This is a genomic window from Pseudomonas fluorescens Q2-87 (assembly GCF_000281895.1).
Lineage (GTDB): Bacteria > Pseudomonadota > Gammaproteobacteria > Pseudomonadales > Pseudomonadaceae > Aquipseudomonas > Aquipseudomonas fluorescens_S.
Map to the genome: position 1 here is coordinate 5,265,940 of NZ_CM001558.1, position 12,172 is coordinate 5,278,111.

Annotated in this window: 7 protein-coding genes and 1 pseudogene; 4 read left to right on the plus strand and 4 right to left on the minus strand. The window is 61.0% G+C overall.

Translation table 11 applies throughout. The features are described 5' to 3' along the window. Positions 1-74: 74 nt before the first annotated feature. The gene (gene ettA / locus PFLQ2_RS04615; protein ID WP_003185630.1) at positions 75-1,739 is read right to left on the minus strand and encodes an energy-dependent translational throttle protein EttA; all 1,665 of its coding nucleotides are present in this window, start codon (positions 1,737-1,739) and stop codon (positions 75-77) included. Between the two features lie 272 nt (positions 1,740-2,011). Here ettA and PFLQ2_RS04610 point away from each other — a divergent pair, with 272 nt between their 5' ends. From PFLQ2_RS04610 to PFLQ2_RS04600, 3 genes are all read left to right on the plus strand, one after another. After that, the gene (locus tag PFLQ2_RS04610) at positions 2,012-5,860 is read left to right on the plus strand and encodes a sensor domain-containing protein (protein WP_003185631.1); all 3,849 of its coding nucleotides are present in this window, start codon (positions 2,012-2,014) and stop codon (positions 5,858-5,860) included. Positions 5,861-6,085: 225 nt separating this feature from the next. Next, positions 6,086-7,339: a serine hydroxymethyltransferase gene (glyA, locus tag PFLQ2_RS04605; RefSeq protein WP_003185634.1), complete on the plus strand. Its 1,254-nt coding sequence runs from the start codon at positions 6,086-6,088 to the stop codon at positions 7,337-7,339. Between the two features lie 227 nt (positions 7,340-7,566). Beyond that, positions 7,567-8,106, plus strand: a complete 540-nt coding sequence (locus PFLQ2_RS04600; protein ID WP_003185636.1) for a hypothetical protein — start codon at positions 7,567-7,569, stop codon at positions 8,104-8,106. Positions 8,107-8,186: 80 nt separating this feature from the next. Here PFLQ2_RS04600 and yjiA read toward each other — a convergent pair whose 3' ends face one another. The 3 genes and pseudogenes from yjiA to PFLQ2_RS04590 form a co-directional block, all read right to left on the minus strand. Beyond that, positions 8,187-9,155 carry a GTPase gene (gene yjiA / locus PFLQ2_RS04595; protein WP_003185638.1) on the minus strand — a complete coding sequence of 323 codons (969 nt, stop codon included), beginning with the start codon at positions 9,153-9,155 and terminating at the stop codon, positions 8,187-8,189. A 181-nt stretch (positions 9,156-9,336) separates the two neighbouring features. After that, complete coding sequence (locus tag PFLQ2_RS28205; protein ID WP_003182142.1) at positions 9,337-9,534, minus strand: YbdD/YjiX family protein; 198 nt, start codon at positions 9,532-9,534, stop codon at positions 9,337-9,339. Positions 9,535-9,549: 15 nt separating this feature from the next. Then, positions 9,550-11,615 (minus strand): annotated as a pseudogene (locus PFLQ2_RS04590) (carbon starvation CstA family protein). Positions 11,616-11,773: 158 nt separating this feature from the next. Here PFLQ2_RS04590 and PFLQ2_RS04585 point away from each other — a divergent pair. Next, positions 11,774-12,130, plus strand: coding sequence for a PilZ domain-containing protein (locus PFLQ2_RS04585; RefSeq protein WP_003185643.1), 357 nt, complete (start codon positions 11,774-11,776; stop codon positions 12,128-12,130). Positions 12,131-12,172 lie beyond the last annotated feature (42 nt).

Genomic DNA, 12,172 nt, shown 5'->3' on the forward strand with positions numbered 1-12,172 from the left:
ACAATGCTGACTGATCCGACGCCTTCGCGAGCAAGCCCGCTCCCACAGGTTTTACAGCTTACCGGATGGCCGAATCAGGCCAGTTTCTTGTGCCGCACGCGATGCGGCTGGGCCGCTGCTTCGCCGAGGCGTTTCTTGCGATCGGCTTCGTACTCGGTGTAGTTGCCTTCGAAGAACACCGCTTGCGAATCGTCTTCGTACGCCAGGATGTGGGTCGCCACACGGTCGAGGAACCACCGATCGTGGGAGATCACAATGGCGGCGCCCGGGAAGTCCAACAAGGCCTCTTCCAGGGAACGCAGGGTTTCGACGTCAAGGTCGTTGGACGGTTCGTCAAGCAGCAGGACGTTGCCGCCCTCTTTCAAGGTCAACGCCAGGTGCAAGCGGCCGCGCTCACCGCCGGACAAGTCCTTGACGAACTTCTGCTGGTCTCCGCCCTTGAAGTTGAAGCGTCCTACGTAGGTACGCGAAGGGATTTCATAGTTGCCGATGCGGATCTGGTCGGAGCCGTCGGAAATCTGCTGGAACACGGTCTTGCTGCCGTCCAGGTCCTCGCGGCTCTGGTCGACGCACGCCAACTGCACGGTTTCGCCGATTTCGATGCTGCCCGAATCCGGTGTTTCCTTGCCCATCAACATACGGAACAGCGTGGACTTACCCGCGCCGTTACCACCGATCACACCGACGATGGCGCCCTTGGGCATGGAGAACGACAGGTTGTCGATCAGCACGCGGTCGCCGTAGCCCTTGCTGACGTTCTTGAATTCGATGACCTTGTCACCCAGGCGCGGGCCGGCCGGGATATAGATCTCGTTGGTCTCGCTGCGCTTCTGGAATTCCTGGGACTGCATTTCCTCGAAGCGTTGCAGACGTGCCTTGGATTTGGACTGGCGGGCCTTGGCGCCTTTGCGCACCCACTCCAGTTCTTCCTTCATGGCTTTTTCATGGGCCGACTGCTGCTTGGATTCCTGGGCCAGACGATCGGACTTGGCTTCCAGCCAGCCCGAATAGTTGCCCTCGTACGGAATGCCTGCGCCGCGGTCCAGTTCCAGGATCCAGCCGGCGACGTTGTCCAGGAAGTAACGGTCGTGCGTGATCGCGACCACGGTGCCCGGGAAGTCGTGCAGGAAGTGTTCGAGCCAGGCGACGGAATCGGCGTCCAAGTGGTTGGTCGGTTCGTCGAGCAGCAACATGTCCGGGGCGGACAGCAGCAGGCGGCACAGGGCCACGCGGCGCTTTTCACCGCCTGACAGGTGTTCGACCTTCGCGTCCCACGCCGGCAAGCGCAACGCATCGGCGGCAACTTCCAGCTGACGCTCCAGGTTGTGGCCATCGCTGGCCTGCAGGATCGCTTCGAGCTTGGCCTGTTCGGCGGCCAGCTTGTCGAAGTCGGCATCCGGATCGGCATAGGCCGCATAGACTTCGTCCAGCCGTGCCTGGGCGTCCTTGATGACGCTGACCGCTTCCTCGACCACTTCGCGGACGGTCTTGCTTGGGTCCAGCTGCGGTTCCTGGGGCAGGTAGCCGATGTTCAGGTCCGGCATCGGGCGGGCTTCGCCGTCGAATTCGTTATCGACGCCGGCCATGATTTTCAGCAGTGTGGATTTGCCCGAACCGTTGAGGCCCAGGACGCCGATCTTGGCGCCAGGGAAGAACGACAGCGAAATGTTTTTCAGGATTTCCCGCTTCGGCGGAACAACTTTGCTCAGCCGATGCATGGTGAAGACGTATTGAGCCATGGTGAACCTAGCGTCAGTGACAGGTGAAAAAGAACGAGCCAGGCCATGCGCGGCGCCGGCATGTGATTGACATCAATGCCTGCGGGCCGATAGAGCCTGGATGTCTGGAGCTGGAGCGCTCTTGTTTGACCGGCAAAGCTACCTCAACCGTCGGTCAAGGTCCAGCCGCCAGGGGCTGGCACTTTGCCACAAGGCAAGGCATGCTAGCCGCCCTTCGGCCGTCCGGCTTATAGTGCACGTCGCGCCAGTCCAGCAAACCGCAGGATTACAGCTTGTCCAACGTCACGCCGCCCCTGTCCCCACGTGCACCGACCGTCGTGCCCGGCTCGCCCCTGCGCGGGACATTGAAGGGCGCGCTGGCTACGTTAGTGTTGCTGTTGCTCGGCTTGCTCTTCTGGCAACTGCTCGATCAATTGCGTGCAACCCAGCAGCAACAGCGCCAATACACCATCGATTACACCGCCGACCTGGCCGCGCAAGTCAGCCTGAACATGGCCTTGAACGCGCAAATCGCCCTCAACCTGCTACCGATCGTCGAACAACCGCAAAGTGTCGACGAACAGCAGGCCCTGGTCCGCAAGCTCCAGCAATCCTTGCCCCAATTGCGCAGCCTGGCCTTGCTGAGCCCTTCCGGCCGGGTGCTCAGTGACAGCGAAGCCGACAGCCAGGACGCCGATTTCCTGGGGGAACTGGTGCGGCGCAGTCGCGCCCAGGCCCACTATTTCAGCAATGCCGAAGACGGCTCCGTCGTGCATCTGTTGTTGCATCAGGCCAGCGGCAGCAGTCGCGGCTATTGGGCCCTGCGCCTGACCCCGAGTTTTTTTGCAACACTGACCAAGCAGGCCGATGTGGGGCTGCGCCCGCTATGGGTGGTGGAAAACCGCCTCAACCAGCAGATCATCAGCCGCGACGAGAGCCTGCCCTCGATCAGCCCTACCCGCTTGTCCCCGGAGGACTTGGAGAACACCGTATTGACCGTGCCGCTGAGTAGCAGCGACTGGCAATTGCGGGGTTTGTTCGACCGCAGTCAAGTGATCGAGCAACTGCTGCCGGCCTTCATCGGCAAATGCCTGCTGGGCTTGGCGTTTTCGTTGCTGCCGGTGATTGCGCTGCTGAACATGCGGCGGCGCCAACGGCAATTGCACGAAGGTCGGCGTCGCTACCAGGATATTTTCGAAGGCACTGGCGTGGCCCTTTGCGTGCTCGACCTGTCGGGGCTCAAGGCGTTTTTCGAGCGGGCCGGCCTGCGCGATGGCGATCAGTTGCGCGCTTGGCTGGAGGCTCCCGAGCAACTCGAACTGCTGCGCCAGGAAGTTCACGTCACCGAAGTCAACCGGATGGCGCTGAAACTGCTCAATGTCGATTCCTGCGAACAGGCCTGGCAGTTATTGGTCGGCAAGGCGCCGCAGGACAGCAACCCCGTTGGCTCTAAGCTGCTCGAAGCGTTGCTCGATCAACACAAGCAACTGGAACTGGAAATCCGGCTCCAGGACGCCCATGGCCGCGAACAGCATCTGTGGCTGGTGCTGCGCCTGCCAGAGAATCAGCAAGACTACAGCGCCGTTATCCTCAGCATCAACGACATTACCAGCCGCAAGCTGATCGAGCTTTCGCTGCTCGAGCGCGAGGGTTTCTGGTCCGATGTGGTGCGCACCGTACCGGATCATCTCTATGTGCAAGACGTGATCAGCCAGCGGATGATCTTCAGCAACCATCACCTGGGCCAGACCCTGGGCTACGACCGCACCGAACTGCACCAGATGGGTGAATACTTCTGGGAAATCCTGCTGCACAACGAAGACGCCGATCACTATCACGGCCTGCGTCAGGAACAACGACGGGCCGGGTACGCCCAACTGCTGCAATGCCAGTTGCGCTTTCGCCATCGCAATGGCAAATGGCGGCGCTTCGACATCCGCGAGCAGGCATTGGCTCGGGACCGGCATAACCAGGTGACACGGATCATCGGCGTGGCCAAGGACGTCACCGAGCAGATCGAGGCCAGTGAATCCCTGCGTGACAGCGAACAGCGCTACCGGATGCTCGCCGAAAGCATCAGCGATGTGATTTTTTCCACTGACAGCAAGCTTTCGCTCAACTATGTCAGCCCATCGGTACAAGCGGTGCTGGGCTACAACGCCGAATGGATCTTCCAGAACGGCTGGCAGTCGACCATTGCCAATCCGCAACAGTTGACCGGCATCTATACCCTGATGGACCGGGTCAGCAAGGCCCTCGACAAGCCCGAGCAACTGGCCGAGCTGCGCAACCAGATGCAAACCCAGCTGTACCTGTTCGACTGCCTGCGTGCCGATGGACGCAAAATCCCTATCGAACTCCGGCTGGTGCTGGTGTGGGATGACAATGGCGGGTTCGAAGGGGTGCTCGGTGTCGGCCGTGACATCAGCCAGCAGCGCCGCGCCGAAAAAGACCTGCGCATGGCCGCCACGGTATTCGAGCATTCCACTTCGGCGATCCTGATCACTGACCCGGCCGGCTACATTGTCCAGGCCAACGAAGCGTTCAGCCGCGTCAGTGGTTATGCGGTGTCGCAGGTTCTCGACCAGTTGCCGACCATGCTGACCGTGGACGAGCAGCAGGAAGCCCACCTGCGCTACGTGCTCAAGCAACTTCAGCAGCACAGCACCTGGGAAGGCGAAGTCTGGCTCAAGCGTCGCAATGGCGAACATTACCCCGCCTGGGTCGGCATCACCGCCGTGCTCGATGACGAAGGCGACCTGGCCAGCTACGTGTGTTTCTTCAGCGACATCAGTGAACGCAAGGCCAGCGAGCAGCGCATCCATCGCCTGGCCTACTATGACGCCCTGACCCACCTGCCCAACCGCACGCTGTTTCAGGATCGCCTGCACACCGCGCTGCAATCGGCCGAGCGGCAGAAATCCTGGGTCGTGCTGATGTTCCTCGACCTGGACCGCTTCAAGCCGATCAACGACTCCCTGGGCCATGCCGCTGGCGACCGGATGCTCAAGGAAATGGCCACCCGGCTGCTCGGCTGTGTCGCCGACGACGACACCGTGGCGCGCATGGGCGGCGACGAGTTCACCCTGCTGCTGCAACCGCGGGTCAGCCGCGAAATGGCGCTGAACCGGGCGATCACCGTGGCCGAGCAGATCCTCGCCAGCCTGGTTCGACCATTCGTGCTCGAAGGTCGAGAGTTCTTCGTTACTGCCAGTATCGGTATCGCCCTGAGCCCTCAGGACGGCAACGAACTGAGCCAGTTGATGAAAAACGCCGACACGGCCATGTATCACGCCAAGGAACGCGGCAAGAACAACTTCCAGTTCTATCAGGCCGACATGAACGCCAGCGCCCTGGAACGGCTGGAACTGGAAAGCGACCTGCGCCATGCCTTGGAGCAGAACGAATTCGTGTTGTATTACCAGCCGCAATTCAGCGGTGACGGCAAGCGCCTGACCGGCGCCGAGGCCCTGCTGCGCTGGCGCCATCCACGACGCGGGCTGGTGCCGCCGGGGGACTTCATCCCGGTCCTCGAGGAATTGGGGCTGGTGGTGGACGTCGGCGACTGGGTCATTACCGAAGCTTGCCGGCAGCTCAGGACCTGGCACCAGGACAAGGTCCGGGTGCCGAAGGTGTCGGTCAACATTTCGGCCCGGCAGTTCTCCGACGGCCAGCTCGGCACGCGCATCGCCAATATCCTGCGCAGCACCGGCCTGCCACCGGCGTGCCTGGAGCTGGAACTGACCGAAAGTATCCTGATGCGCGAAGTCAGCGAGGCCATGCAGATCCTGGCCGGCCTGAAGAACCTCGGCCTGAGCATCGCCGTGGACGACTTCGGCACCGGTTATTCGTCGCTCAACTACCTCAAGCAATTTCCCATCGACGTGCTGAAGATCGACCGCACCTTCGTCGATGGCTTGCCGTCCGGCGAGCAGGATGCACAGATCGCCCGGGCGATCATTGCCATGGCCCACAGCCTCAACCTGGCGGTTATCGCCGAGGGCGTCGAGACCCACGAGCAACTGGACTTCCTGCGCGAACACGGCTGCGACGAAGTCCAGGGCTACCTGTTCGGCCGGCCGATGCCGGCCAACCGGTTTGAAGCGCAGTTCAGTAATGATGCGCTGTTCATGCTCGACTGAAATCTTGTGGTGGCTGGGCGGGCCTCTTCGCGAGCAAGCCCGCCCCCACAGGGGAAACGCATTTCAAAATGTGGGAGCGAGCTTGCTCGCGAAGGGGCCCGCCCGGGCAACGCTGAGTACTGGGTGAATCCCTTTCGTCCGCCACATGACGTCCTTTCATATGCCTTCCAAAACCGGTTGGGTTAGAATGCCCCCCTTTTCTGCCCCCGATCCTTGAGGACCGCCATGTTCAGCCGTGATTTGACTATTGCCAAGTACGACGCCGATCTCTTTGCCGCCATGGAGCAAGAAGCTCAGCGCCAGGAAGAGCACATTGAGCTGATCGCTTCGGAAAACTACACCAGCCCCGCGGTGATGGAAGCTCAAGGCTCGGTACTGACCAACAAGTACGCCGAAGGCTACCCAGGCAAGCGCTACTACGGCGGCTGCGAATACGTCGACGTGGTCGAGCAACTGGCCATCGACCGTGCCAAGCAACTGTTCGGCGCCGATTACGCCAACGTCCAGCCCCACGCCGGTTCCCAAGCCAACGCTGCCGTGTACCTGGCGCTGCTGTCGGCCGGCGACACCATCCTGGGCATGAGCCTGGCCCACGGCGGCCACCTGACCCACGGCGCCAGCGTTTCCTCCTCGGGCAAGCTGTACAACGCTGTCCAGTACGGCATCGACGGCAACGGCCTGATCGACTACGACGAAGTCGAGCGCCTGGCCCTCGAGCACAAGCCGAAAATGATCGTGGCCGGTTTCTCTGCGTACTCGCAGATCCTCGACTTCCCGCGCTTCCGTGAAATCGCCGACAAAGTCGGTGCCTACCTGTTCGTGGACATGGCTCACGTGGCGGGCCTGGTCGCCGCGGGCGTCTACCCGAACCCGGTGCCGTTCGCCGACGTGGTCACTACCACTACCCACAAGACCCTGCGCGGTCCACGTGGCGGCCTGATCCTGGCTCGCGCCAACGCCGACATCGAGAAGAAGTTGAACTCCGCCGTCTTCCCGGGCGCCCAGGGCGGCCCGCTGGAGCACGTCATCGCCGCCAAGGCGATCTGCTTCAAGGAAGCGCTGCAACCTGAATTCAAGGCTTACCAGCAGCAAGTGGTGAAGAACGCCAAGGCCATGGCCGGTGTATTCATCGAGCGCGGCTTTGACGTGGTGTCCGGCGGAACTGAAAACCACCTGTTCCTGCTGTCGCTGATCAAGCAGGAAATTTCCGGCAAAGACGCCGACGCGGCGCTGGGCAAGGCGTTCATCACCGTGAACAAGAACTCGGTGCCCAACGACCCGCGTTCCCCGTTCGTCACCTCGGGCCTGCGTTTCGGCACCCCTGCCGTAACCACCCGCGGTTTCAAGGAAACCGAGTGCAAGGAGCTGGCAGGCTGGATCTGCGACATCCTGGCTGACCTGAACAACGAAGCGGTCATCGATGCCGTTCGCGAGAAGGTCAAGGCTATCTGCAAGAAGCTGCCGGTGTACGGCGCTTAATAGCCCGCAAGGCCGCAAGGCCGCAATAAAGAAAGGCCCGCTTCGAAAGATGCGGGCTTTTTTATTGATTATTAAATAGACCCTTCCAACTAACTTCTAACACTCAATACCCGCCTTCACACTTAACTTCCTGCAATACAGATAACACCCCCGACGATCAATAAACCAATAAGATCCGCTTCGCTCCATCCCACACTTCAAAACTCAATAAAGGACTGAATGATCACATGGACAGTGAACAATCTTTTCATGCGTCGCTTCGCATGTTTGACGCTCGCGTAAATCTACTTGAAACACTGCACGGTAAACCCGCGATGGCCACCGTCAGTTCCTTCAGTGGTGGATTTTTTACCGGCAAACCGCAAACCCAGGATCACTCACACTTGCTCGGCATGCGCCCCGAAGCCCAAGGCGTGGACCGCACCCAATTGATGTTGCATTTCCGGCCGACGCCCAACGGCTACATCCTGACCCTGAAAAACCCCGGGGAACACTATAACAAACTGATTAGCAGGAGCTTGCTTGAAGTGCTCGGGGCAGAAAGTTCAAACACTGTTAATCCGACGCGTTTCATCCTTGTTGACCATCAACAAAACATCATCACGCGAAAAAACATCAACACCCCACATACGCCTGTCTCGCTCATGACCACTGTGAACAAATATGTCGGTGGATTAAGAGTACGTGGCTCGCCTTATATCTATCTTGCCGAGACCGAGGAAAAATCAAAGATCACCTTTATCTTGAGCCTGCGCGAAGGCATGTAGGGCCAGCCCAAAAAACCCAGACAGCCTTGTGGCGGGGAGTTATTTCCTCGCCACAAGGTTTTACCGCAGTTAGCGGGACGTCAAAGTAGGATGGCTTCGAAGCCTGCGCGGATTTTTTCTTCGGGCAGTTCGTCGGCGATGAACACGATCACGCTTTCCCGGGCTTCGCCGGGAGCCCAATCGGTGTCCCAATCGAAACCGTACAGCTTGAGCACGCCCTGGAAAACCAACCTGCGGGGTTCGCCAGCGATGTTCAGAACGCCTTTGTAGCGCAGCAACTGCTTGCCGTGCTCTTCCAGCAACTGATTCATGAACTCGCTGAGTTTTTCGATATCCAGCGGTTTGTCGGTGCGCAGCACCAGGCTGCTGATCCGATCACCGGGGGTGGCCTTGCCGACCGGCCGCAGGCTGAACCCTGCCCCCAGGTCCGCATTGAGATTGAAGCCACGGATGTCGAGCAGTTCGGCCAAGTCGATCTTGCCGTGTTCCACCACCCTGATGGGCGCCCGCCGGTTGATGCGCGTCAGGCGCTCGCCAAGGGCCTGGACTTGCGCCGCGTCCACCAGGTCGGTCTTGCTCAGGAGCAGGCGATCGGCAAACCCGACCTGGGCTTGGGCGATGGCCTGGGTCAGGTGGACGTCGGCGTGAGCGGCATCCACCAGGGTCAGGATCCCGTCGAGGATGTAGCGCTCGCGCAAATCTTCGTCGATGAAGAATGTCTGGGCCACCGGCGCCGGGTCGGCCAGGCCGGTGCACTCGATCACCAGGCGGTCGAAAGCGATCTCGCCACTGTCCAGCCGTTCGAGCAACAGGTACAGGGCCTTGGTCAGGTCGGTGTGGATGGTGCAGCACACGCAGCCGTTGGCCAGGGTCATGACTTGCACCGGCTCATCGCCGAGCAATTGGGTGTCGATACCGGCATCGCTGAATTCGTTTTCGATCACGGCGATTTTCAAGCCGTGCCCGGCCTTGAGCAGGTGGCGCAACAGCGTGGTCTTGCCGGCGCCAAGGAAGCCGCTGAGGATGGTGACCGGAATGGGAGAGGACAAAACTGAATCTCCTTGATGCATGAAGAATGAAAGCGTTTGTGCTGTACGCCAATTTTGAAACCGCCCCAAAATAATTGTGGGAGCGAGCTTGCTCGCGAAGGCGGTCGGTCAGCCACATCAATGGCGACTGACCTGACGCCTTCGCGAGCAAGCCCGCTCCCACAGGAGGGGCTACATCAATTCAACAGCACTTGGGCCCGCCCTTGCCGCCGTAACGGGCTTCCTGGCGTTCGCGGAAGAACGCCTCGTAGTCCATCATCGGCTTGTCCGGGTGCTTGGTTTGCATGTGCTCGACGTAGTTGTCGTAGTCGGGCATGCCGACCATCAGGCGGGCGGCCTGACCGAGGTATTTACCGAGGCGACTCAAGTCATTGAACATCGTTGCAATCCTCTATCAAGCGTCCGGCAGGGCCTGGAATGGGGCTTCTTTGTCCGTGCGCTCTTTCGTGCCCCAGGCGGCGATGCCGACCTTGAGCGCGTAGAACAGGACGCTGAACACCACGAACAGGAACAACACCGTCAGCGTTGCGTTGGTGTAGGCGTTGAACACCACGTGCTGCATCTGTTCGACGCTCTTGGCCGGGGCCAGGATCTGCCGGCAGCCAGGGCGTCGTTGTATTTGCGCGCCAGGGCCAGGAAGCCGATCGCAGGGTTGGCGTCGAACAGCTTGATCAGGCCTGCGGTGGTGGTACAGATCAGCAGCCAGGCCGCCGGCAGCAACGTGACCCAGACGTAGCGTTGGCGCTTCATCTTGATCAGCACCACGGTGGCGAGCATCAGGGCGATACCGGCCAGCATCTGGTTGGAGATGCCGAACAGCGGCCACAAGGTGTTGATGCCGCCCAGCGGATCGATCACGCCCTGGTACAGCAAATAGCCCCACAGCGCCACGCAACCGGCGGTGGCAATGAGGTTGGCCGGCCAGGATTCGGTGCGCTTGAGCGAAGGCACGAACGAGCCGAGCAGATCCTGGAGCATGAACCGCCCGGCACGGGTGCCGGCGTCCACGGCCGTGAGGATGAACAGCGCTTCGAACAGGATCGCGAAGTGGTACCAGAACGCCATGGTGTTCTCACCCGGCAACACCGAGTGCAGGATCTGCGCGATACCGACCGCCAGGGTCGGCGCACCGCCGGCACGGGCCAGGACGGTGGTTTCGCCGATGTCCTTGGCCACCGCTTGCAGCGCTTCAGGGGTGATTGCAAAACCCCAGCTGCTGACAGTCTGCGCCACAGCCACCACGTCACCGCCGACGATCGCCGCCGGGCTGTTCATGGCGAAGTACACGCCGGGCTCGATCACCGATGCAGCGACCATGGCCATGATCGCCACGAAGGACTCCATCAGCATGCCGCCGTAACCGATATAGCGGGCGTTGGTTTCGTTATCCAGCAACTTGGGTGTGGTGCCCGAGGAGATCAGCGCATGGAAGCCCGAGACCGCGCCGCAGGCAATGGTGATGAACAGGAACGGGAACAGACCGCCCTTCCACACCGGGCCGGTGCCGTCGGTGAACTGGGTCAGCGCCGGCATTTTCAGCTCGGGCATGGTGACCAGGATGCCGATCGCCAGGGCGACGATGGTGCCGATCTTGAGGAACGTCGACAGGTAGTCCCGCGGCGCCAGGATCAGCCACACCGGCAACACCGCTGCGACAAAACCGTAGCCGATCAGCATCCAGGTGATCTGGATCCCGGTGAACGAGAACGCCTTGGCCCAGACCGGATCGGCGGCAATCTGCCCGCCCAGCCAGATCGAGCCCAGCAGCAACAGCACGCCGATCAGCGAGATCTCACCGATGCGGCCCGGGCGGATGTAGCGCATGTAGACGCCCATGAACATCGCGATCGGGATGGTCGCCATCACCGTGAAGATGCCCCACGGGCTCTCGGCCAGGGCCTTGACCACGATCAGCGCCAGCACCGCAAGGATGATGATCATGATCAGGAAGCAGCCGAACAGCGCGATGGTGCCGGGGATGCGGCCCATTTCCTCGCGCACCATGTCGCCCAGGGAGCGACCGTTGCGGCGGGTGGACAGGAACAGGACCATGAAGTCCTGCACCGCACCGGCCAGCACCACGCCGGCGATCAGCCAGAGCGTGCCGGGCAGGTAGCCCATCTGCGCCGCCAGCACCGGCCCGACCAGCGGCCCCGCGCCAGCGATGGCCGCGAAGTGGTGGCCGAAGAGGATGTGTTTGTTGGTCGGGACGTAGTCCAGGCCATCGTTGTTGAGCACGGCAGGCGTGGCCCGGCGCGCATCGAGTTGCATCACGTTGTTGGCGATGAAGAGGCTGTAGTAGCGGTAGGCGACCAGGTAGATGGCCACGGCTGCGACGACGATCCAGAGGGCGTTGATCGCCTCGCCTCGGCGCAAGGCCACGACGCCCAGGGCGCACGCACCGATGACGGCCAGCACTAGCCAAGGTACATGGCGCAGCAGGCTATTATTGTTTTTCATTTTTATATTCCGGCCAGGGTGGACAAGAAAGACAGCACCCCGAGTTTAGCGCTTACCGGCGCAAAGGCCATACCCGACATTGGTCTGTCACCGGTCGAACGGTGAGGACGTGTTGCCAGTTGGGTCTATAGTCAGTGAATCTTCAGAGGGAACGCGTAATGAGCGAACGCCGCCGCTTCGTGCGAATCGAATTCCATGCCAAGACCGAACTGACCCAGGGCCCGTTCACCTGGCCGGTGAAACTCCTGGACCTGTCCCTCAAGGGACTGCTGATCGAAAAACCCCAGCCCTGGCTGGGCAACGCCCAAGAACCGTTCACGGCTGATATTCACCTGAGCAACGAAGTTGAGGTGAAGATGAAGGTCCGCTTGACCCACGACGATCACGGCCACCTGGGCTTCGTCTGCAAGCATATCGACCTGGACTCCATCGCCCACCTGCGCCGGCTGGTGGAGCTGAACCTGGCCGATCATGACGAGCTGGAACGAGAATTGGCCGCGTTGATCCAGATTTGACCGCCTGTGGTGACGCAACTTGCTCCCTCACCACAGGGAAGG